The 21,079-nt window shown below is 62.1% G+C and carries 24 protein-coding genes and 4 pseudogenes; 11 read left to right on the top strand and 17 right to left on the bottom strand.

Features of this window, described 5'->3' with window-relative positions:
• The first annotated feature begins 188 nt into the window (after positions 1 to 188).
• Positions 189 to 1,226 carry an alpha/beta hydrolase family protein gene (locus B3361_RS05340; RefSeq protein ID WP_054903977.1) on the top strand — a complete coding sequence of 346 codons (1,038 nt, stop codon included), beginning with the start codon at positions 189 to 191 and terminating at the stop codon, positions 1,224 to 1,226.
• Here B3361_RS05340 and B3361_RS05345 read toward each other — a convergent pair.
• The 3 genes and pseudogenes from B3361_RS05345 to B3361_RS05355 all read right to left on the bottom strand — a co-directional run.
• Positions 1,197 to 2,390 carry an MFS transporter gene (locus B3361_RS05345; RefSeq protein WP_054903978.1) on the bottom strand — a complete coding sequence of 398 codons (1,194 nt, stop codon included), beginning with the start codon at positions 2,388 to 2,390 and terminating at the stop codon, positions 1,197 to 1,199. The two genes, B3361_RS05340 and B3361_RS05345, sit on opposite strands and share 30 nt — an antisense overlap.
• Positions 2,391 to 2,538: 148 nt before the next feature.
• Entirely contained in the window at positions 2,539 to 4,125 is a 1,587-nt protein-coding gene (locus tag B3361_RS05350) for an ABC-F family ATPase (RefSeq protein ID WP_054903979.1), read from the bottom strand.
• A gap of 20 nt (positions 4,126 to 4,145) precedes the next feature.
• Positions 4,146 to 4,411 (bottom strand): annotated as a pseudogene (locus tag B3361_RS05355) (site-specific integrase); the annotation flags it as partial.
• A gap of 28 nt (positions 4,412 to 4,439) precedes the next feature.
• Between B3361_RS05355 and B3361_RS05360 the strand changes: the two are divergent.
• Complete coding sequence (locus B3361_RS05360; RefSeq protein ID WP_054904479.1) at positions 4,440 to 4,898, top strand: VOC family protein; 459 nt, start codon at positions 4,440 to 4,442, stop codon at positions 4,896 to 4,898.
• A gap of 178 nt (positions 4,899 to 5,076) precedes the next feature.
• Here the strand turns inward: B3361_RS05360 and B3361_RS05365 are convergent, their stop codons facing one another.
• Together B3361_RS05365 and B3361_RS05370 are read right to left on the bottom strand one after the other, a co-directional pair.
• Entirely contained in the window at positions 5,077 to 5,589 is a 513-nt protein-coding gene (locus B3361_RS05365) for a GrpB family protein (protein WP_054904478.1), read from the bottom strand.
• Between the two features lie 303 nt (positions 5,590 to 5,892).
• Positions 5,893 to 6,219 (bottom strand): annotated as a pseudogene (locus B3361_RS05370) (GNAT family N-acetyltransferase); the annotation flags it as partial.
• Between the two features lie 132 nt (positions 6,220 to 6,351).
• Here B3361_RS05370 and B3361_RS05375 point away from each other — a divergent pair.
• A pseudogene (locus B3361_RS05375) lies at positions 6,352 to 6,667 on the top strand (AMP-binding protein); the annotation flags it as partial.
• Between the two features lie 71 nt (positions 6,668 to 6,738).
• On the opposite strand, the gene B3361_RS05380 reads toward B3361_RS05375, so the two are convergent.
• On the bottom strand, positions 6,739 to 7,416 hold the full coding sequence (locus tag B3361_RS05380) for a DsbA family protein (protein ID WP_054904477.1): 678 nt from the start codon (positions 7,414 to 7,416) through the stop codon (positions 6,739 to 6,741).
• Between the two features lie 583 nt (positions 7,417 to 7,999).
• Between B3361_RS05380 and B3361_RS05385 the strand changes: the two genes are divergently transcribed.
• The 4 genes from B3361_RS05385 (at position 8,000) to B3361_RS05400 (ending at position 10,957) form a co-directional block, all read left to right on the top strand.
• Positions 8,000 to 8,812 (top strand): alpha/beta fold hydrolase, encoded by an 813-nt coding sequence (locus B3361_RS05385; protein WP_054904476.1) that lies wholly within the window; start codon positions 8,000 to 8,002, stop codon positions 8,810 to 8,812.
• A 10-nt stretch (positions 8,813 to 8,822) separates the two neighbouring features.
• The gene (locus B3361_RS05390; protein WP_054904475.1) at positions 8,823 to 9,986 is read left to right on the top strand and encodes a PAS domain-containing sensor histidine kinase; all 1,164 of its coding nucleotides are present in this window, start codon (positions 8,823 to 8,825) and stop codon (positions 9,984 to 9,986) included.
• A gap of 125 nt (positions 9,987 to 10,111) precedes the next feature.
• Positions 10,112 to 10,480 (top strand): hypothetical protein, encoded by a 369-nt coding sequence (locus B3361_RS05395; protein WP_054904474.1) that lies wholly within the window; start codon positions 10,112 to 10,114, stop codon positions 10,478 to 10,480.
• Positions 10,481 to 10,648: 168 nt separating this feature from the next.
• Positions 10,649 to 10,957, top strand: a complete 309-nt coding sequence (locus tag B3361_RS05400; RefSeq protein ID WP_054904473.1) for a hypothetical protein — start codon at positions 10,649 to 10,651, stop codon at positions 10,955 to 10,957.
• Here B3361_RS05400 and B3361_RS05405 read toward each other — a convergent pair.
• Together B3361_RS05405 and B3361_RS05410 are read right to left on the bottom strand one after the other, a co-directional pair.
• The gene (locus B3361_RS05405) at positions 10,944 to 11,195 is read right to left on the bottom strand and encodes a hypothetical protein (protein WP_054904472.1); all 252 of its coding nucleotides are present in this window, start codon (positions 11,193 to 11,195) and stop codon (positions 10,944 to 10,946) included. The two genes, B3361_RS05400 and B3361_RS05405, sit on opposite strands and share 14 nt — an antisense overlap.
• A gap of 62 nt (positions 11,196 to 11,257) precedes the next feature.
• Entirely contained in the window at positions 11,258 to 11,572 is a 315-nt protein-coding gene (locus B3361_RS05410; protein ID WP_054904471.1) for a hypothetical protein, read from the bottom strand.
• A gap of 211 nt (positions 11,573 to 11,783) precedes the next feature.
• Here B3361_RS05410 and B3361_RS05415 point away from each other — a divergent pair, with 211 nt between their 5' ends.
• Positions 11,784 to 12,143 (top strand): hypothetical protein, encoded by a 360-nt coding sequence (locus B3361_RS05415; RefSeq protein ID WP_054904470.1) that lies wholly within the window; start codon positions 11,784 to 11,786, stop codon positions 12,141 to 12,143.
• A 54-nt stretch (positions 12,144 to 12,197) separates the two neighbouring features.
• Here B3361_RS05415 and B3361_RS05420 read toward each other — a convergent pair whose 3' ends face one another.
• On the bottom strand, positions 12,198 to 12,368 hold the full coding sequence (locus B3361_RS05420; RefSeq protein ID WP_009686627.1) for a hypothetical protein: 171 nt from the start codon (positions 12,366 to 12,368) through the stop codon (positions 12,198 to 12,200).
• A gap of 222 nt (positions 12,369 to 12,590) precedes the next feature.
• On the opposite strand from B3361_RS05420, the gene B3361_RS05425 reads away from it, so the two are divergent.
• Positions 12,591 to 13,091, top strand: a complete 501-nt coding sequence (locus B3361_RS05425) for a methylated-DNA--[protein]-cysteine S-methyltransferase (RefSeq protein WP_054904469.1) — start codon at positions 12,591 to 12,593, stop codon at positions 13,089 to 13,091.
• A 4-nt stretch (positions 13,092 to 13,095) separates the two neighbouring features.
• Here the strand turns inward: B3361_RS05425 and B3361_RS05430 are convergent, their stop codons facing one another.
• Both B3361_RS05430 and B3361_RS05435 read right to left on the bottom strand, forming a co-directional pair.
• Positions 13,096 to 13,338, bottom strand: coding sequence for a hypothetical protein (locus tag B3361_RS05430; protein ID WP_009686629.1), 243 nt, complete (start codon positions 13,336 to 13,338; stop codon positions 13,096 to 13,098).
• Between the two features lie 8 nt (positions 13,339 to 13,346).
• Positions 13,347 to 13,595 (bottom strand): annotated as a pseudogene (locus B3361_RS05435) (nitrilase-related carbon-nitrogen hydrolase); the annotation flags it as partial.
• 228 nt (positions 13,596 to 13,823) lie between these two features.
• Between B3361_RS05435 and B3361_RS05440 the strand changes: the two are divergent.
• On the top strand, positions 13,824 to 14,549 hold the full coding sequence (locus B3361_RS05440; protein WP_054904467.1) for a metallophosphoesterase: 726 nt from the start codon (positions 13,824 to 13,826) through the stop codon (positions 14,547 to 14,549).
• Here B3361_RS05440 and B3361_RS05445 read toward each other — a convergent pair.
• Both B3361_RS05445 and B3361_RS05450 read right to left on the bottom strand, forming a co-directional pair.
• Positions 14,497 to 15,111 carry a LysE family translocator gene (locus B3361_RS05445; protein WP_054904466.1) on the bottom strand — a complete coding sequence of 205 codons (615 nt, stop codon included), beginning with the start codon at positions 15,109 to 15,111 and terminating at the stop codon, positions 14,497 to 14,499. The genes B3361_RS05440 and B3361_RS05445 overlap by 53 nt on opposite strands.
• A gap of 106 nt (positions 15,112 to 15,217) precedes the next feature.
• The gene (locus tag B3361_RS05450) at positions 15,218 to 16,027 is read right to left on the bottom strand and encodes a helix-turn-helix transcriptional regulator (RefSeq protein WP_154211015.1); all 810 of its coding nucleotides are present in this window, start codon (positions 16,025 to 16,027) and stop codon (positions 15,218 to 15,220) included.
• Positions 16,028 to 16,158: 131 nt separating this feature from the next.
• Here B3361_RS05450 and B3361_RS05455 point away from each other — a divergent pair, with 131 nt between their 5' ends.
• Complete coding sequence (locus B3361_RS05455; RefSeq protein WP_054904464.1) at positions 16,159 to 16,782, top strand: LysE family translocator; 624 nt, start codon at positions 16,159 to 16,161, stop codon at positions 16,780 to 16,782.
• A gap of 52 nt (positions 16,783 to 16,834) precedes the next feature.
• Here the strand turns inward: B3361_RS05455 and B3361_RS05460 are convergent, their stop codons facing one another.
• The 4 genes from B3361_RS05460 to B3361_RS05475 form a co-directional block, all read right to left on the bottom strand.
• Positions 16,835 to 17,110, bottom strand: a complete 276-nt coding sequence (locus B3361_RS05460) for a peptidylprolyl isomerase (protein ID WP_009686637.1) — start codon at positions 17,108 to 17,110, stop codon at positions 16,835 to 16,837.
• Positions 17,111 to 17,288: 178 nt separating this feature from the next.
• Positions 17,289 to 18,059 (bottom strand): 3-hydroxybutyrate dehydrogenase, encoded by a 771-nt coding sequence (hbdH, locus tag B3361_RS05465; RefSeq protein ID WP_054904463.1) that lies wholly within the window; start codon positions 18,057 to 18,059, stop codon positions 17,289 to 17,291.
• 10 nt (positions 18,060 to 18,069) lie between these two features.
• Complete coding sequence (locus B3361_RS05470; protein WP_054904462.1) at positions 18,070 to 19,461, bottom strand: GntP family permease; 1,392 nt, start codon at positions 19,459 to 19,461, stop codon at positions 18,070 to 18,072.
• Between the two features lie 232 nt (positions 19,462 to 19,693).
• A complete protein-coding gene (locus B3361_RS05475; RefSeq protein WP_054904461.1) occupies positions 19,694 to 21,076 on the bottom strand; it encodes a sigma-54 interaction domain-containing protein in 1,383 nt (460 codons plus the stop codon).
• Between the last annotated feature and the right edge of the window lie 3 nt (positions 21,077 to 21,079).

Below are 21,079 nucleotides of genomic sequence, written 5' to 3' on the forward strand. Positions count from 1 at the left end.
TCAAGGGCGCTGAAGCGGTCAGATAAAACCGTTGACCGTCATCTATGCCACGGGTTCGCCGCCAGGTGCAAATGCAGGGTGCGCGTGCAGGCCTGGCATAACGCTGGTTTCATCCAGTTTTCATGCGGCGCCTGCGGGGCCAGGCCTATGCTGGGTTATCGCATTGCCACGCAAGGAGCCGCTGGCTGATGAATCTCCCCCGTTGCGTGTTGGCGCTGGCGCTGTGCGCCTGCCTGCTGGCCCATGCCGAGGCTGCGCAATGGGCAGCAGGGCTGCATCACATGACCCTGACCGACCCGGTCGATAACCGGCCCATGCAGGCGCTGGCGTTCTACCCAGCGCTGGGCCCGGCCCGCAGTAGCCGTATCGATGGCTACCCGCTCGACGTGGCCGAAGAGGCCCCCATCGCCATGGGGCGCTTCCCGCTGTTGGTGCTGTCGCACGGCAATACCGGCAGCCCGCTGGCGTTGCATTATCTGGCTACGGCGTTGGCGCGCGCAGGGTTCGTGGTGGTGGCGGTGGTCCACCCCGGGGACAACACCCGCGACCACAGCCGCCTGGGCACCCTGAGCAATCTGTATGGCCGGCCGTTGCAGCTCAGCGCCGCGATCACTGCGGCCCGCGCAGACGGCGTGGTGGGCCCGTACCTGACGGACGGCAAGGTGGGTGTGATCGGCTACTCGGCGGGTGGTGAAACGGCGTTGATCTTGTCTGGCGCGCATCCGGACCTGGAGCGCTTGCGCCAGTACTGCTTGGAACGCCCGAACGACGCCGACGCCTGCAAGACCCACGGCATATTGATAGCCGACCGCAGTGAGCTTGGCCCCAAGGCCGACCCGCGTGTCGGCGCGGTGATGTTGATGGCGCCGCTCAGCCTGCTGTTCGGGCGGCATGCCCTGGCCGGGGTGCAGGTGCCGGCATTGATCTACAGCGGCGACAGCGACCAGTTGGTGGCCGTGGACCGCAACGCCGCAGCGCTGGCCCGCAAGCTGCCAGTCACACCGGATTACCGGCTGTTGGCCGGTGCCGGGCATTTTGTGTTCATGGCCCGTTGCGATGCCGAGCAATACCAGCGCATGCCGGTGCTGTGCAAGGATGCCGAAGGCGTTGACCGTCGGCATATCCACCACTCACTGCAACGTGAAACCGCAGCGTTCTTCAGCGAGGCGCTGGGGGCGCCGCAATTGGCCGAGCGCTCAGCGGCCACGGCCACGCCGCGCCAGTAGCAGCGTCAGCCCAACGCCGGCCAATGCCAGCAGGGCGGCCACGCAGAAGATCGAGGCATAGCCCAAGTGCGCGGCAACCGCCCCCATTACCGGCCCGGCGAGGGCCAGGGCCATGTCGAAGAACACCGCGTAGGCGCTCAGCCCGGCACCCCGGCTGCTGCTGGGTACCTGCCTGATGGCTTCGACCCCCAGTGCCGGGTACACCAGCGACAGCCCAAAGCCGGTCAGCCCGGCACCCAGCAACGCCCACGGTGGTGAGGGCGCCAGCCACAGCAGGCCAAGGCCGAGCACTTCGGTGGCCATGCAGGCGACCGCGACGTTGTAGCCACCAAAGCGGTTGACCGCGTTGACGAACAGCAGCCGGGAGATGATGAAGCACACGCCAAACGCGCTCAGGCACCAGGCTGCTCCGGCCCAGCCACGCTCAAGGTAATACAGGGTGACAAAGGTGGTCAGGGTGCCGTACCCGATGGAAGCCAGGGTCAGGCCAACACCACACGGCGCCACCCGGCCGAACGCCGACCAGAAGGGCAGGCGCTCGCCGCGCGTCACCGCCACGTCGGGGCGTTTGCGCAGCACCAGCAGGGCAATGGCTGCCAACCCCAGCAGCGCCGGGCCCAGCACGCTGAAGCCCAGCCCGTCCACGGCCAGCACACCCACCGGCGCGCCGATGGCGATGGCACCGTAAGAGGCGATGCCGTTCCATGAAATGACCCGGGCGGTGTGTTCAGGGCCGACCTGGCTGATTCCCCAGCTCAGGGTCGCCACGCCGATCAACCCTTGGGCTATGCCCAGCAGCAGGCGCCCGGCAAGCAGTAGGCCCAGGCTGAGGATTGGCAGGTTCAGCGCCCAGGCGGACAGCAGGGTCAGCACACCGCAGCCGGCGATACCCAGCAGGCCATAGCGTATTGCCCGCTTGCCGCCCAGGGTATCGGCCACCCTGCCGGCTAATGGCCGGCTGAGCAGGGTGGCCAGGTATTGCAAGGCGATGGTCACGCCCGCTATCACGGCGCCGAAGCCCAGCTGATCGTGCACATGGCTGGGCAGTACCGCAATCGGCAGGCCGATGCAGAGGAAGGCAATGAAGGTGTAGAAGACGATCGACAGGATTTGCAGGGTTATGTGCAAGCTATCGCTGGGGGGAGCAGGTTGTTGCGCGGTCATGGGCTCGTTCGCGGGCGGGCGGTTGGGCGTGAACCCATCATGGCCGTTGCGCGAAGGAAATGAAAGCAGGCTAACGAATTTTTCGTGGAGAGGCCTGCGCTGTGGCGCAAGGCCTGGCCGCCGAAGGCGGCCAGGCCTTACCGCTCAATCAGACCAATACACCCTGGCTACGCAGGTAGTCGTCGTAGGTACCGCTGAAGTCCACCACGCCATCGGCCGAGAGCTCGATGATGCGGGTAGCCAGCGACGAAACGAATTCGCGGTCGTGGCTGACGAACAGCAGGGTGCCTGGGTAGTTTTCCAGCGCCAGGTTGAGTGCTTCGATCGACTCCATGTCCAGGTGGTTGGTCGGTTCGTCCATCACCAGCACGTTGGGTTTTTGCAGGATCAGCTTGCCGAACAGCATGCGGCCTTGTTCACCACCGGAAATCACCTTCACCGACTTGAGGATCTCGTCGTTGGAGAACAGCATGCGCCCCAGGGTGCCGCGGATCACCTGCTCGCCGGATGTCCACTGGCCCATCCAGTCGAACAGGGTCATGTCGTCTTCGAAGTCGTGGGCGTGGTCTTGCGCGTAGTAGCCGACTTCGGCGCTGTCGGTCCACTTCACCGAACCGGCATCCGGGGCCATTTCGCCGACCAGGGTGCGCAGCAGGGTGGTCTTGCCGATACCGTTCGGGCCGATGATCGCCACGCGCTCACCCGCTTCCACGGTAAGGTCGAAGTTCTTGAACAGCACCTTGTCATCGAAGGCTTTGGCCATTTTCTCGACGACCACGGCCTGGCGGTGCAGCTTCTTGGTCTGCTCGAAGCGAATGAACGGGCTGACGCGGCTGGACGGTTTCACCTCGGCCAGCTGGATCTTGTCGATCTGCTTGGCGCGCGAAGTGGCCTGCTTGGCTTTCGAAGCGTTGGCCGAGAAGCGGCTGACGAAGGTCTGCAGTTCGGCGATCTGGGCTTTCTTCTTGGCGTTGTCCGCCAACAATTGCTCGCGCGACTGGGTGGCGGCCGTCATGTACTCGTCGTAGTTGCCCGGGAACAGGCGCAGCTCGCCGTAGTCCAGGTCAGCCATGTGGGTGCACACGCTGTTGAGGAAGTGGCGGTCGTGGGAAATGATGATCATGGTGCTGTTACGCGCCGTGAGGATCGTTTCGAGCCAGCGGATGGTGTTGATGTCCAGGTGGTTGGTCGGTTCGTCGAGCAGCAGCACGTCCGGGTCCGAGAACAGCGCCTGGGCCAGCAGCACACGCAGCTTCCAGCCAGGGGCCACTTCGCTCATCGGGCCGAAGTGCTGCTCCAGCGGAATACCCAGGCCCAGCAGCAGTTCGCCGGCGCGCGACTCGGCGGTGTAGCCGTCCATTTCGGCGAATTCGGTTTCCAGTTCGGCGACGGCCATGCCGTCTTCCTCGGACATTTCCGGCAGCGAGTAGATACGGTCGCGCTCAGCCTTGACCTTCCACAGCTGGCCGTGGCCCATGATCACCGTGTCGATGACGGTGAATTCCTCGTAGGCGAACTGGTCCTGGCGCAGCTTGCCCAGGCGGGTGTTGGGTTCGAGCATGACCTGGCCACCCGAAGGCTCCAGGTCACCGCCGAGGATCTTCATGAAAGTCGACTTGCCGCAGCCGTTGGCGCCGATCAGGCCGTAGCGGTTGCCGTTGTTGAATTTGACAGAAACGTTTTCGAACAGCGGCTTGGAGCCGAACTGCATGGTGATGTTGGCGGTGGAGATCAAGGAGCTTACCTATCAATAACTTACGTGGCTTCTTCGCAGCTGCGGACCAATTTGGGACCAGTCTGGCGCTTTTCCAGTTCTGACCAGTGGTTGGACGAGTCAATCCAGCGCGCATAAGTCGATAAGAGCATCTGCACGCCATGCCCGAGCTGTTGGGCGATAAATGTGGGGTTGAGACCAGACATTGAGCGTATTGTCGCATAGGTGTGGCGGCAGTTATACGGGGGCGGTACCTGATCCCCAAACCTGCGAAGATCGGCCGCCATGGTTGATGCCGGTCCGACGTGACAGTTCCCCACTTGAAGGATGACTTGATGAATTCCAACCACAGCGTCTATGCCGTCGATCATATTGGCTTCGCCGTCAGCTCACTGGAAGAAGCCATTCGCTTCTGGACAATCGGGCTTGGTTTCACGCTCGAACGCCAGTCGGAAATGGGAGGACCATTCATTCTCGATGTAACCGGCACCGACGACCCGAAGGTGCGAACGGCGATAGTGAAAGGGCCGGATGGCAGCCGAGTGGAGTTGCTGGAATATTCGCAGGGTGCCCGCCACGGTGTCACTCCGCCTACGGCATCTGCGATTGGCTCAGCGCATCTGGCATTGGGCGTGCAAGACATGCACGCCGTACTCGGTCGCATCGAGCAAGCGGGCTGGCAGGCCAGGGGTACGCCTCAACCGATTCCCGCAGGCCCACGCAAGGGTACGCTGGTGGTGTATGTGACCGGGCCAGATAACATTACGCTGGAGCTGATGCAGGCGGCTGAGTAGCGGGCTGCGAACAGCCTCCCGTATCTCAGGCCATTGATCGTGATGATGGGCAACCTAGCCAACGGTAATGCCGCCATCGGGCATAAGCGTGCGCATTGGGCCGAGAAAGGCAATGGTGATCGGCTGCTCCCGATCCAATGCAGACACTTGATACCGGCGGCGCTTAGCAACCCATCGGTCATCCAGGTAGGATGCCGGCATGCACTAGTGCCGCGATAATAAACGGAGACTTTTTCTCCAGATACTCAGCCATCCCACCTGTATTGCTCGACTCAAGTTGGAGCTTCAGTGTTTCATACTGCTGGCGCATCGAGGCATCGCATCTAAGCAAATCTCTGAACCCCACCATCTGGGTGATCGCAAGGTGTCCACTGACACAAGCGTGGAGCTTGTGCGTGCGAATCCCATTCACATTACGTCGATAGAAATGATGCCCTTCCGATAAGTCGCTTCCTCGCACATATCCCAGGCCCATCAACACCTCGTCCCGCGCCGAGGCGTTGCTATGATCGTGAACCTCGATGAGCACATCGATCTCAGGCTTCGCCGCGAGCCCTGGAACGGAGGTACTTCCAATATGCTGTATGGCAATCAGTTCATCGCCAAAGGCCGAAGCGATGAGTGGCTTGTCTGCCAGAAAGCGGGTGGGCCAAGTGGGGTCATAGGGGATGATCTTGCTGGTCAGTGCCATTTCCGTTCCTTGGAGGCTAGTACCTGATACTCCGAATGTTCCCTCAATACTTGTGAATTCGCCAGCCACTGATAACGATACCCCGGCCATACGGCAATTTAGTAGATCCAATTCGAATCTGACCGAGGTTGGGTAGCCGTCCTGTCTAGCGTGTACTTCTGGCCGACGGCCGCCCCATGCGAAGGGCTGCAATGGGTCGATAGCGCCTGGTTGATGACGCTCGGAGCTCTTGGCCAAAACCGCTCAAGGCCTGGGTCGTTCAGGAATGCCTTCAATTCGGCGCAACCATGGCGAGAAACGCCCTCAGCCCAGCCGCTTCTCCATAACGATGGTGCGTTCCGCCCCATGAAACACGTCGCGGATTTTTTCATACCCCAACGCGGTATAAAACGCTTCAGCCGTAATTGACGATGGCACACGTACAGCCTCAACGCCTGCACTGGCAGCAGCTGTATGAATGACATCCATCAAATGCCGCCCGATACCGCGTTTCTGGCGGGCCGGGTCAACGAAAACACTCCTGACCACCTCGCCGTCAAGACCGGCAGTGCCAACAATGTCGTCGCCGAACAAAGCTACAAAAACCTTACGCTTCGTAAGCTCCCTGGAGATGGCTTCAGGGGAAAAGCTTACGAGCTGTCGGCGGCCACTCGCGGTACGCCAGCCAATAAAGGTATGGGCCACATCTGAATCTGGCATTTCATCTGCGCGCGCACAGCTGATTAGCATCGTCGATGTCTTTCTGTCGACGAGAACAATAACGTGAACCTTGGATCGATCATTACCCGAAGTGCCCGCTACTGGGCGGACCACATCGCCGTGGCGGTCAGCCAGACGCGCCTGACCTACGCGCAGTTGGAACGGCGCAGCAACCGCCTGGCGTGCGCGCTGGGTACGCTTGGCGTGGGCGTTGGCGAGCATGTGGCGATTCTTGCCGCCAAACGCGTGGAACTGGTCGAAGCGGAAGTGGCGCTGTACAAGGCGGCGATGGTCAGGGTGCCGATCAATGCGCGGCTGTCGGTGGATGAAGTGGTGCGGGTACTGGAAGGCTCCTGCACTGTCGCACTGATCACCCGATGCGCACTTTGCCGTTCAGCGTGGGCGCCAACTTCTAGTGCAGCCTGGCGGCAAACACCGTGCTCGGCGGCTTCAGACTGCAGCCTGCCTGAACTGCTCGATCGTAGCGATCAGGCGGTCTGGCTGGTTGTAGAGGTCTGGCCCGCTGAAGGCATGCATGCGCTGGTCGAGCTCGACCAGCAACAGCGGCACACCATTTGCGCCCGCTTTGCGCATCAGTGCCTGCGCTTCGGTGAAGCGGGCCGAGGTTTGGCTGGCCAGTCGCGCTTGCTGGGTAAGCGCCGCGAGCAGTGCCTGCGTATCGGCCGTGAAACCCACCTGGCCCAGGAAGTTGGCAGTGCAGGCCGCCACTACGTCGGGCGACGAGGTATCAAGGCCATCCACGTAGCGCGCTGTTTGCAGTGCCGCGTACAGCTTTGGCTCCAGCGTCTTGCCGTACCCTCGGGCGAGGGTAAGCGCACGGCTGACCGGCATTGAGTCGAACCGCAGCGAGCGGCCACCGAGAATCTGCTTGAAATACAACTCGCTGAAAGGCTGGCCGGTGAGTGAAGCGATTCGCAAGTCGTTGGCCCGGGCGAAGTGGGCAAACTCAGCGTTTATCTGCCGTGCACCTGGCCCTGCGAAAAGCCCTGTAGGGTGCATCTCCAGCTCACCGGCGAAGCGCTCTGCCAGGTGCCTCAGCGTGTCGGCGCTGGCATAGCACCAACCACAGAGCGGGTCGAACAGAAAGTGCAATTTCATAGCGGCCATCGTCAGGCTCCTTGAATGTGATGGCGCCAGGCTATTCGATTGGTATGCGCGGAAATAGGCGATTACAGCGCATAGATTATTGCGCAAACCGGGCAAATGCGGTTCGAAAACCTGCCTGTCGCAGCCGAGCCTTTTCCCGAAAACGGTGCACGGCTTCAGCCGCCCCAGCCCCCTGCTGGGCAGCGCCGCACCATGGCTGAACTTTTGCCGGCGTTGATGGCTCTGAGCCATTCCCACAGCGCATTGTGCGCTGCGGCGTCTCAGAGACCCTGTCATGTTTTCCGATGAATTCCTGGTTGCTTATGTCGTGGTCGAGGTGGTGCTGGTCGTGGCGGCTTTTGCTATCGGCGTTCACCTGACCGAGCGCTAAGGCATACAAAAAGCTGCGTGATCGATGGTTTTTTCGGAACTATCCATCTGCATCCTGTATGGTGCCGGTTTAAGGCTTCGAAAGTGGATCGGCTTCGCGCTCAATGTCGTTCAGCAAGCACTACAGGCAGCTTGATCTGCAGTCCACTATGCTCTCAGGCAGCATGGACTGGTTGGTTTTATCAGCGCAATGTCGACCGAAATCGGGATATGTATGACTGTACAGCAGCGTAACAATGTACATATCGAGGGTGACGGCCCGGCTACCCTGATTCTGTCTCACGGTTTTGGCTGCGACCAGTCGATGTGGAAGGCGTTGTCGCCGCATTTCATTCCACACATGCGTGTCATCACCTACGATCTGGTCGGTGCTGGGCAGTCCGATCTCGCTGCCTACGACAGAGCGAAATACTCGACCCTGTTGGGCTATGCCGATGACCTGAACGCAATCATCGATGATTTCGGCCAGGGCCCGGTCATTATTGCGGGGCATTCGGTCAGTGCCATGATCGGTGTGCTGGCCGAGCTACGGCAGCCAGGCAGAATCGCGGGGCTGGTGTTGATCGGGGGGTCGCCTTGTTACATCGACTCGGACGGTTACAACGGCGGCTTCAGCCAGGAGGATGTGCTGGGGCTGCTGTCGATGATCGATGAGAATTACCTGGGCTGGTCCAGCACCATGGCGCCTGTGCTGATGGGTGCGTCGGGTGAGCCCGCGATGCAGGAAGAATTGGCCAGCAGCTTCCGTCGCACCAACGCGGAGATCGCCCGGCATTTCGCCCGCGTGATCTTCTTGTCTGACCACCGCGAGGATGTGAAAGGCTTGAATGTGCCGACGCTGATCCTGCAGAGCAGAGTGGACCCGGTAGTTCCAGTGGCCGTGGGCGAGTACCTGGAAAGGGTGATGCCCAGCAGCCAGCTTGTACTGGTGGACAACATGGGCCATTACCCGCAGCTCAGCGCCTCCAGCGCCTGCGCCGCGGCCATGGACGGGTTTTTCGCCCGCCTGGGGCTGGGCCGTGAATGATCCGACCGTGATGTTCGACGCGTCTTACTTCGAGCATGCGCCTTGCGGCCTGGTCGTCATGGAGGCGGACGGCACACTGCTGCGCTGCAACGCCACCTTTGGCAACTGGCTGGGGTATGACGTAGCGCAGTTGAAACAGCGCAGTTTCGATCAGTTGCTGACCACCGTGGGCCGTACCTTCCAGCTTACCCACTGGGGGCCTTTGCTGAACTTGCAGGGCTCGATTTCAGAGGTGAAGGTCGGCCTGCGTCACCGCGATGGTCATGTGGTGGCCATGCTGCTCAATGCCGTGCGCCGTGAAACCGCTGAAGGGGTTCGCTTTCAGCTGGCCTTGTTTAGTACCAGCGAGCGTGATCGCAACGAGCACACGGTGTTTCAGGCCATGCAACGGGCCGAGGAACTGCTGGCGCAAAAAATCAGCGCCGAGCATGCCCTGCAGCGCGCACAGGACGACCTGGCCCTGGCCTACGCCGAGGCCCAGCGGCGTGCGCTACTGGCCGAGCAGATGGTGGCGGTTGCCAGCCATGATTTGAAAAACCCCATGACCGCTATCCGGATGGCCACCGAACTGCTGGGGCGTGATGCCCAGGGCGAGCGGGCCCGGCGCCTGTTGGGCAGCATCAACACATCGGCCGAGCGCGCGCAGCGCATGATCGTCGACCTGCTGGATTTCGCCTCGGTCAGGCTAGGCCAGGGCATCAGCATCAAGCGTCAGCGAGTCGACCTGTTGCGGGTGGTGGATCAATGTGTCAGCGAGCTGAGGATCACCTTCAGCCACGCCAGCATTCGTCATCTTTCCCGCGGGCAGGCCATGTTCGAAGTGGATCAGGACAGGCTGCAGCAAATGATCGGCAACCTGGTCGCCAATAGCGTTGCCTACGGTGACTTGCGCCAGCCGATTACGGTGACCACTGACTGTTTTGCGGACAGCGTGCTGATCAGTGTGCACAACCACGGCCCCGCCATCGCCGAAGCAGTGATACCCACGTTGTACGAGCCAATGACGCGCGGCAGCGACCGCCAGGGAGGGCTGCGGTCCATCGGCCTTGGTCTGTTCATTGTCAAGGAAGTTGCCCACGCCCACGGCGGGCACATCTCCATGACCTCCAATGCCGTGTACGGCACTACCTTCATGGTTCAGTTGTACAAGGAGCGACCGGCCACTGAGGCGTAGTCACTTCTGACCTGTCAGTTTTTCCGAGTGAGACTCGGTAGTATGATGGCGCAAAGACAATTAAAAAGGCGGCTTACCTGGTAGTACGTTCTCGGTTTCTCGTGGGGGTAACAGGAGCGTGTCGCATGATGAAATTCCAATCGCTGGCAGGCGCTGTGTTGATGGTTGGGGTAAGTACCCTGTTGTTGGCAGGCTGTGCCCATGATGGTGATGTGCGCGACAGTCATGACAACACTTACGGGACCACCGCGAAAAGCCCACCCACGTACCTGGGTTGCGTCAGAAGCGAACTTCCAGCCCAGGTGAAAACCTATGAAATCCAGAGTAGCGACTCGGTCAGGCTGTTCGTTGAAAGCACCGATCCTGACAAGGCCGATGGCCTTGTCGAGTTGAAGGGGCAAGGGCCCCAGCGCCAATACGCGGCCTACCAGCGTGACGCCTGGTACGACCACGGCAGGCTGCTTGATGCCGCTCTGCTGTGCTCGAAAGCTTGATTGCCCACGCGCTTTGAAACCACGAACCAGCGCCTGCGGTACCTGCGGGAGCTGGCTGACCTGCGATGGGCTGCCCAGCAGCCCCTTAACGGGTGATACAGCATTACGCACTATTAAAGCAGTTTGAATGGAGAGCAGCGGGTGGAAGCAAGAAGCGTTGTCGCCGAAATGTTCATTGGAATCCCGACGCATTTCTGGGTATTGCCGGTGGCCTGCCTGGTAGCCTATTACGGTTTGAAATGGTCGGTCAGGTTCGGCAGCCGGGCCGCCCTGTTGCAAGTATCGACTTACCTGTTGTTGCTGGCACTGGCAGTGCTGCCCAATGGTATCTATGCGCTGTTTCCGCCAGCGCCTGATCCTGATGTGCTGCTCAACAACGCGCCGTTGCCCAATTATGCAGGCCGTTTTTATCTGGACGCATTCTACGTTTTCAGCGGCTGGGCACTCAGTAAAGTCGTGAAGCTCAAGTTTCGCTAGGCTGGCGCTGCGGCCAGCTTTCACCTGCGCGCTCGCCGCCGTCCATTCTCGCAGCAACGGCGCGCAGTTGCTCCGCAACCCCATCAATAGCGCGCACGTGCGCGGTGACATCGATGTCGCCTGGCGAACTGCCGCGAGCCAGCATGAAGCGCACATGGCCACTCATGGCCTGGCTAAGCTGGTCCAGGTGCTCTGCTGTCCTGACCAGATCTGACTTGATGGTGCGAAGCGTTTCCATAATGCGGGGCCTGATTGTCTGATGCTGTTGCGCCTGGGGTCAGCAAAGGCCGGCCTGAGTGATCAGGCCTCATCCAGCAACAGTTCCGGATCGAAGAAGAACGAGGCCAGCAGCACCGCGGTGATTACGCCCGATGCGTCGGCAATGAACAATAGCAGGGCGCTGACGTCGCCCGGAGTGAGGTGGTTCCTCAGGGCGAAGTCCACGCCGTGCGGGAACGCGGCGATCATCAGCAGCATGGTGGCTAGCAAGCCAGAAAGCAACTTCAGATAGGCGCGTCCGAACGCCAGCCCAAAAGCCCAGAACACCAGGATGCAGAGGACAGCCAAGCCAGTGGCGGTTGCATATTGGGTGAGTAGTTCCAGCCACCAGAGCATGGCAATCTCCTGAACGAAGCGAGCACTGAGTCAAGGTAAGTGAACAGGGCCAGCCCGAATCTGCGCTGCCTGTTGCTCATCAGAAGCGGAGCGGATTCAATTCGTTCCGTTGTTAGACGCAAATAATCGCTGTGATGCGCTGCCGTTGAACAACAGGCTACTCAATGCAAGACCTTTGGTTGATTGGTCAGTCGGTATCGGTCTCGTTAGAATGCAGCATATCCATACGAGTCAATTGCAAATGCATACTTTTCGTATTTTTATCAGTTCATTGTTAATCGCCGGCCTCGCCGGTTGTGCGACGCCTGGCAAGCCGACGGCCAGCAAGCTCAGTTCGAAAAAGCCCCAGGAATATGCGGCCTGCGTGTTGCCGAAATGGCAGGCTGTGGCCCCGCAAGCCACGCAGAAATCGATTGCCCACGGCTATCGGCTGACGGCATCCAGTGCCGTGGCCAGTGACGATGTACTGGAGGTGATCGATTCAGGCGAAGGCAGCCGTGCTACGTTCTACAAAGGCAGTTTCTTGTCCGGGGACAAGTTGCGCCAGGCGGCCAAGGAATGCCTGGACTGAAACAGCGCCGAGCGCGGCTGGGTCCTTTCAGACCGCGCCAGGTTTCAACCGGGCTTACGATTGCTTGATCAGTTTGCGCCCGGCCCCTCGGCGTACCACACTGCATATCCAGCGCTTGCCGCAGCGATAGGGCGCACGGATGAAGGTAAGGTCCGCGATGCGCCGCGCCCCCTGAGCCTTGAGTGCCTGGGCGAGCTGGGCGAGCGTTTCTGCCACGATGGTCATGGTTCACCTCATGAATTGACTGCATTCATAATTCTCGACCCATCAGAAGAACGCGTGACTCAGTTCGATTAGGGTTAATCACAAAGTGATAGTGTGGACGCCTCAGTCCGCCCGTCCGGTGCGGATCAGTGCCGGCTGGGCAGTTACCCGAGCAAGAAAGCGGATGCGCCACAGACGGTAAAGACTTACAGTGGCGGCATCGCAATCTGCAGGAGCCCGCTGATGTCCAGCGCATTCACCATGATGCAATCGCCTGTCGGCACGCTTACCCTGGTAGCGCGCGGCGATCGCCTGGCAGCCGTGCTGTGGGAGAACGAGCGCGAAAACCGCGTGCGCCTGGGCGCACTGCACAGTGACGATCAATGCCCGGTGCTGCTGGAAACCGCTCGCCAACTAGGTGAGTACTTCAGCGGCAAGCGCCGACAGTTCGAGCTGCCGCTGGATTTTGCCGGTACCGGGTTCCAGCGCCAGGTGTGGGCCGCGTTGCTGGCCATACCCTTCGGTGAAACCCGCAGCTACGCCGAAATTGCCCGGCAGGTCGGCAACCCCGGTGCGGTGCGTGCGGTGGGCGCGGCCAATGGCCGCAATCCCATCTCGATCATCGCGCCTTGCCACCGGGTCATCGGTTCATCAGGCAACTTGACCGGGTTTGCCGGCGGGCTGGCGGCCAAGCAATACCTGCTGGCGCTGGAAGGGCGGCAGAGCCTGGCGCTGGACCTGTAGCGGTTCAACCGAACCAGCTGGCGATCAGGCAAGCCAGCACCGCCAGTACCGAACCTGCCATCAGGGTGTAGTGCCGGTGGGCCCGCCGCGCAGCCTGTTGCACTTCACGCAGGTAGGCGCCGGGTGTCGGCGCATCGGGCCGGTGACGCAAATGCTCGGCCACGTCGGCCATTTGCCCCCGGATGATCAGGCCGGTCAGGTAGTAGGCACACGCATAGCTGAGCAGGGCCAGTACGAAATAGGTCATACCGGGTCCAGTGGCAGGGCAATGGCATTGGCCTGGCGGGTATCGACGATGAGGCCTTCGCCGATGCAGTTTGCCAGCAGCGCCGGCATGGCCGCCTGGCGTACCACACTGGGCTCATAGCCGGTCAGCGACAACTCGGGAAACACCACCAGTTCGGCGCCAAGCGCTGCAGCCTGTTCGATGCAGGCCAGATGGCGCTGCAGGTTGGCTGAGACCTCGCCTTTGAGCGATGCCAGTTGGACGGCGCACAGCTTCATGTAAACCCTTCCCTGGTAAAGGTTGAAGCCGCCAGCATACTATCGGCCACGACGCCTGTACCAGTGAAGGGGCGTTCAGCGAGCACAAGGGGCGAAAGTGGCCCGCGACCTGCGCGCTTGGAGCAGGTTGTGCCATGCTGTTCATCAAGGGCGCGATGCGTGCGGGGGGAGGCCGGGTCCGTCAGCCTTTCATCCCTGCCTGGGCAGCGTCAGCAGAGGAACAGTGAGATGGGACGGTTACGGCGCATGATCGCCAACCTGCGGGGCCGCGACCTGGCAGTGGGCGATATTCACGGCCATTTCCAGCGCCTGCAGCAATGCCTGGATGCGGTGGGTTTCGACCCCGCCGTGGACCGCCTGTTCAGCGTGGGCGACCTGGTCGACCGCGGGCCAGACAACGAGGCGGCCCTGGAGTGGCTGGCCAAGCCTTGGTTTCATGCCGTGCAAGGCAATCATGAGGCCTTGGCCATTACCCGCGTGCGGGGTGGGAAACTGGACCTGGCCATGTACCGCGAAGCTGGCGGCGGTTGGTTCATCGACCTGCCGCGGGCCGAGCAACTGCGCTTCGTCGAACGTTTCGAGCAACTGCCGATTGCGATCGAGGTTGAAAGTGCGGCAGGCCTGGTCGGCCTGCTGCATGCCGACAGCCCGACTGCCGATTGGCTGCAATTGAGAACGTGGCTGGAGCTGCTGGATGACCCCAAAGTCAGGCAAGTATGCCAGTGGTCGCGGCGGCGACTCAGGGCTGGCGATACCGAGCCGGTGCAAGGCCTGCGCGCCTTGCTGGTGGGCCACACGCCGGTGCCGCAGGCCACGCTGCTGGGCAACGTCTGGCACCTGGACACCGGCGGCTGGGCCAGCGGCCACTTCACCTTGGTGGACATGCGCAGCCTGAAGCTGGTCAGCCCCAGGCCAGGTGTAACAGCACCGCCGCGCCCAAGAGCACCAGCATGATCCCGGAGCTGCGTTCCAGCCACGGCAGCCAGCGCGCGAAGCGCCGCAGTACCCGCTGGTTGCCGATGGCCACGGCGATCAGCAGGTCCCACAGCAGCACCACACCGAACATCCACAGCGCGCAAGCGGCTTTCCAGCCGACACTGGCGCTGCCCACCATACTGGCCAGGCTTGCGTAGAACAGTGCGTTCTTGGGGTTGAGAAGGGCAGACAGCAAACCCATGCCCAGCCCCTGCCACCACCCTGGCCCAGTGTGCTTGCCAACGGCCGCAGTCAGGCGGGTATGCCCTGCATGGCGCAGGAACAGCATACCGATGTACACCAGGTAGACGGCACCGACCAGCTGCAGGCTGGCAAACAATGGGCTGCCTTCCTGGAGCATCGACAAGCCGGTGAAGGCCACGGTGATGAACGCACCATTGGCCAGGGCGATACCCAGGCACACGCCGCTGGCGCTACGCCAGCCGCTGCTGACCGACGTGCGTGCGACCAGGAAGAAGTCCGGGCCTGGCGATAGCAGTGCAAGAAAATGGGCGAGGGCGACGATCAGGAATATTTGCATGGGCCGGGCTGCTCTGCGGGAAAAGCCGCAGTCTGCTGCCGGGCTGGCATGGCGTATTGAAGAATATTGCAGGGGCCCCATGGGTCATCCTCGCGGCTGTGCACCTTCAAGCGCCGCGATACTGCCCCGGTGTCACCCCCACATGAGCCTTGAACACCCGCTGGAAATGGCTCTGGTCGGCAAACCCCAACCGGTAGGCCACCTCTGCCAGTGCCTGCCCTTTGCCCAGCAGCTGCCGCCCAAGGTTGACCCTGGCGTTGAGCAGGTAAGCATGGGGGGTGAAACCCGTGGCTGCACGAAATGCCCGAATCAACTGATAGCGCCCAAGCCCGGCCTCCCGCGCCAGTACCGCCAGGCTCAACTGTGCCGGATCCTGGGCTTCGATCCGTGCGATCAAGCCGCTCAAGGCCGTCGCCGCCAATGCCGGTGCCGGTGCCAGAGGCGGCTGTGCGGCAAAGTCCAGGTCCCCGAGAAAGGCGACCAGCGCCGCGTCTTTCTCTGCATTGCTGGCGGTGGAGAACAGCAGGCCGTTCAGCTCGCAGAATTGTTGGTACAGCAGTGCCTCCCGGCAGATACGCGCAGGTGCACCAGCCCCGCCGTCACCCAGTTCCGACTCCAGGCGCAGTTGCGACAGCCAGCGGGCATCCACATGCAGCATCTGGTAGCTCCAGGCATAGCCGGGTGCGGGGTTGCAGGCATGCACGCGCTGGGGCGGTACCAGCACCAGGGTTCCAGGTGTCAACCGCGCCTGCCCGCCGGCAGCTCCGCTGAACAGGCTGAGGCCAGCATCCACTGCGCCGATGGAGAATGTCGGGTGGCTGTGGGCTTTGTAGCAGGCGCGGCTATGGCAGGCGCGCCGGCTTTCCACATGTGGCAGGTTCGGGTCGCGCCACAGTGCGGCGTGGGTACGGGGCATTATGCGCTCCTCGGGGTTGTCGGCAGGGTAACAGCTGCAAGGCACCTGTACAGTTTTTATCGCTGGCTGTCACTTGACTGAATGGCACCGGGCCCGCCGAAATAGGCGCCTGCTGCCAAAGGAAAACAACAATGGACTTATCGAGCCTGCTGCTCTTCATCCCCGCCTGCTTCGCCCTGAACATGGCCCCGGGGCCGAACAACCTGCTGTCGCTGCACAACGCCAGCCGCTACGGGCTGCGCACCGCCTGTGTGGCCGGTGCCGGGCGCATTCTGGCGTTCAGTGGCATGATTGCGCTGGCGGCCATGGGCCTGGCGGTGGTGCTGCATACCAGTGAATATCTGTTTCTGGCCATCAAAGTGGTGGGCGCGAGTTACCTGTTCTACATTGCCTGGCAACTGTGGCGGGCTCCGGTGGGCGTGGCTGCGAGCACCGGCGGTGAGCTGCGGGGCATGTGGCACCTGGCGCGGCAGGAATGCTTCGTAGCGGCCGGCAACCCGAAGGCGATCCTGATTTTCACTGCGTTCCTGCCGCAGTTCGTAACCGTCGACAGTCGTATGCCGGTCAGTGAGCAGTTCCTCTGGCTGGGAGCGCTGTTCCTGGTGCTGGAATGGGCAGCGATCGCCCTCTATGCAGGCCTTGGCGCCTACCTGCAGCGCTGGTTCAGCCAGCCAGGTCCGCGGCGCCTGTTCAACCGGGTCAGCGCCTCGCTGTTGGGTTGCGCTGGCCTCGGCCTACTGGTGGCGCGTCGCTAGCGTTCAACCCGGGTAGTAAGCTGTAAATGTCAGGTGGCACAGGGCCAGTGCGTTAGTCGCGGTAGAAGGTTTGCACCAGGTGATAGCCGAACTTGCTCTTGATCGGGCCGTGTACCACGCGCAGGGGCTTCTTGAAGATGACCTGGTCGATGGCGCCGACCATTTGCCCTGGGCGGACTTCACCCAAGTCGCCGCCCCGTTTGCCGGACGGGCAAGTCGAGAACTTTTTCGCCAGCACGTCGAACGCCTCGCCATTGGCGATACGCTGCTTGAGCTTTTCGGCTTCGTCAGCGGTCTTGACCAGAATATGGCGGGCTTGAGCTTTCATGGATTACCTGTGCTTCGGGGGGGGCGAAAAGCGCGCATTATGCCTGATTGCTGCGCGTTTGTGGCCTTTCACCCAGGCCCGTGGGCGGTGCTATCGCACCGCTGATAGCGCATCGGCCAGCAGCCGTTCGGCGGCAAACACCGGCAAAAACCGGTGCCAACCACCGCGGGAGCCTGCGTCACTGGGCCAACCAGCCCCCGTCAACGTTCCAGGCGGCACCACGCACCTGGCTACCCGCTTCGCTGCACAGGAAAAGCACAAGCTCGCCCAGGTGCTGCGGGGTAACGAAGGCCAGCGAAGGTTGCTTTTCCGCCAGCAGGTCATGCTGCGCCTGCAGCGCATCGCCACCGTTGGCGGCACGGTCATCGATCTGTTGCTGCACCAGCGGAGTCAGCACCCAGCCCGGGCAAATGGCGTTGCAGGTGACAGGGCTGGTGGCGGTTTCCAGGCCCACGACCTTGGTCAGGCCCACTACGCCATGCTTGGCGGCCACGTACGCCGCCTTGCCGGTCGAACCGACCAGGCCATGCACAGAGGCAATGTTGATGATGCGCCCCCAATTGCGCGTGCGCATGCCCGGCAGCGCCAGGCGTGTGCCATGGAAGACCGCCGACAGGTTGAGCGCGATGATCTTGTCCCAGCTTTGCACCGGAAACCGTTCGACCGGGGCCACATGCTGGATACCAGCGTTGTTGACCAGGATGTCGACGCCGCCGAACTCGCGCTCGGCCGCGGCGAACAATGCCTCGATCTGGGCCACCTCGGCCAGGTCGGCCGGGTGATGGATGGCTTTTACCCCATGCCGGGCAATTTCCGCCAGGGCGGGTGCCGGGTCGCCAAAACCGTTGAGGACGATGTTGGCACCGGCCCGGGCCAGTACCTGGGCGATACCCAGGCCGATGCCGCTGGTCGAGCCGGTCACGAGTGCAGTCTTGCCGTTGAGGGTCATGCAGTGCTCCTTAGACAATGCCAGTGGCGTAGAACGTGGCAATTACCACGAACACTGCCAGGGTCTTGATCAGGGTAATACCGAAAATGTCCTTGTAGGCTTCCCGGTGGGTCAGGCCGGTGACTGCCAGCAGGGTGATCACCGCGCCGTTGTGCGGCAGGGTGTCCATGCCGCCGCTGGCCATGGCCGCTACCCGGTGCAGCACCTCGAGCGGAATGTTGGCGGCATGGGCGGCGGCGATGAAGGTGTCACCCATGGCGGCCAGCGCAATACTCATGCCGCCCGAGGCAGAGCCGGTGATACCGGCCAACAGGGTGACGGTGATGGCTTCATTGACCAGGGGGTTGGGGATGCCGCGCAGGGCATCGGCCAGCACCAGGAAGCCAGGCAGCGAGGCGATCACTGCGCCAAAGCCATACTCCGAGGCCGTGTTCATGGCTGCCAGCAAGGCGCCGCCGACAGCACTTTTGGTGCCTTCGGCCAAACGGCTGCGGATGGCGCCGAAGGCACATGCCAGCACCATCAGGATGCCGACCAGCAATGCTGCCTGTACCGCCCAGATGGCGGTCAGCTTGGTCACGTCGCTGTTCACTGGGGCACTCATGCCGGGCAGTTGCAAGCTGTGGCTGGCGCCGTACCACTGCGGGATCCAGTGGGTGAACAGCAGGTTCATCACCCCCACCAGCATCAACGGGGATATCGCCAGCCAGGGGTTGGGCAACCTCAGGTCGGCAGCGGTTTCCGGTTCGTTGCGCAAGTCGGTGCCATACCCTTCACCGGCACGCTGGGCTTTGTTGCGCTGGCGCTGCAGGTAGGCCATGCCGGTGCAGAACACGAACAGTGTGCCGATCAGGCCCAGCCAGGGTGCGGCCCAGGCGGTGGTGTTGAAAAAGGTGCTGGGGATGATGTTCTGGATCTGCGGGGTACCGGGCAGGGCGTCCATGGTGAATGAAAACGCCCCCAAGGCAATGGTGGCCGGGATCAGCCGTTTGGGGATGTTGCTCTGGCGGAACATCTCGGCCGCAAACGGGTATACCGCAAATACCACCACGAACAGCGAGACGCCGCCGTAGGTCAGCAACGCACAGACCAGCACGATCACCAGCATGGCCTGGCGGGTGCCGAGCAGGCGGATGGCAGCGGCCACGATCGAGCGGGAAAAGCCGGACAGCTCGATCAGTTTGCCGAACACCGCACCCAGCAGGAACACCGGGAAATACAGCTTGATGAAGCCCACCATTTTTTCCATGAAAACCCCGGTGAAGGCGGGGGCAACGGCGGACGGGTCAGTGAGCAGAACGGCGCCGAGGGCCGCGATAGGGGCGAACAGTATGACGCTGTAGCCGCGGTAGGCGGCCAGCATCAGCAGGGCCAGCGCGGCAAGGGCGATGAGCACGGTCATCGTGTTTCTCCTGGGTGAGTCTTGTTGTTATCGATTTGCAGGAGAAAGCGGATATCGTGCCAATTTTTAACTTATTGATTTACATGAAGTTTTTATTATTTGCAGTGTTTCAGTCTCTGTTTTGAGATTTTGTTGTTCAAGCGCCCGCACCATCTCCTCCCAGATTTGCACGCTGCCTGTCTGCACAACCGAGCTTGTTAGGCTATCTCTAAAAAGAGACAAAAGTCTCTTCTTAGAGACCAAGCGCCACCATCTTCTTGTACAGGGTAGAGCGCCCCAGCTCCAGCGCCTTTGCCGCCTGCGGCACGTTGCCGGCATGGTCCGCCAACGCCCCGGCGATCAGTGAGCGCTCGAATGCCTCGCACGCCTCGCGGTAGGTCTGGCGCACCGGTGCCGCCGACAGCGGACTCAACGGCCCCAACGCCGCACGCAAGTCCGCCACCCCCAGGCGTGGTTGATCGGCCAGCAAGGTCGCCCGCTCCAGCACGTTGCGCAGTTCACGGATATTCCCCGGCCAGGCATGGCGTGCCAGCAGTTGCTGCGCCTCGGTTTCCAGCTCGTACTGGCTGCCCAGCTCTGCCAGCACGGCCTCGCATAACGCCGGCAGGTCCTCCAGCCGCTGCCGCAGCGGGGGTACTTCGATCGGTAACACGTTCAGCCGGTAGTACAGGTCGGCGCGGAAGGCGCCGCGGGCCATGGCCGCCTGCAGGTCGATGGACGTGGCCGCAATGATGCGCACGTCGCTGCGCAGCATCTGGTTCGACCCCACCGGCTCGTATTCCTTTTCCTGCAGCACCCGCAGCAGCTTGCTTTGCAAGGCCAGCGGCATGTCGCCGATTTCATCGAGGAACAATGTGCCGCCTTCGGCCAGTTGCAGCTTGCCGCTGCGGCCTTTGCGGTCCGCCCCGGTAAAGGCACCGGGCGCGGTGCCGAAGAACTCGGCCTCCAGCAGTGTTTCCGGGATGGCGGCGCTGTTGATGCTGACGAACGCTTTGTGGGCCCGGGCCGAGGCGGCGTGGATGGCGTGCGCCAGCAACTCCTTGCCCGTGCCCGTCTCGCCCAGCAACAGCACCGGCGAGTCACTGCCTGCACCGCGCCGCGCACGGCGCTTGGCTTCCAGGCTGGCAGCGCTGCTGCCAACGAACTGCGCAAAGCTGTACTTGGCCTGGCGGGCGCGCAGTTGCGAGCGGGTCGAGGCAAGTTCCTGCTGCATGCTCGAATAACGCTTGAGCAACGGCGACAGGCTACGCAACTGATCGAACAGGGCAAAACCGATGGCGCCGATCAGCGCGCCCTTGTCGTCGTGGATAGGCAGGCGCATGACCACCAACGGCTCGTTCGGCGTGTCCAGCATGTCCAGCAGGATAGGCCGGCCATTGCTCACCACCTCGCGCATCAGGCTACCGGGGATCACTGCTTCGCAGGGCTGGCCAATCGCACTGGCCGCGTCGGCCAGGCCAAAGCGCCGGGCATAGCGTTCGTTCATCCAGGCGATACGCGCCTGGCGGTCGACGATCACCGTACCCTCGCTGGACTGTTCGATGATCTCGAACAACGAGCGGATCGCCAGTTGCCGAACGTGGGGGTAGTCCTTGAGGCTGTCGCTGTCGTGCATGGA

It is taken from the genome of Pseudomonas sp. UBA6699 (assembly GCF_002454615.1).
GTDB lineage: Bacteria > Pseudomonadota > Gammaproteobacteria > Pseudomonadales > Pseudomonadaceae > Aquipseudomonas > Aquipseudomonas juntendi.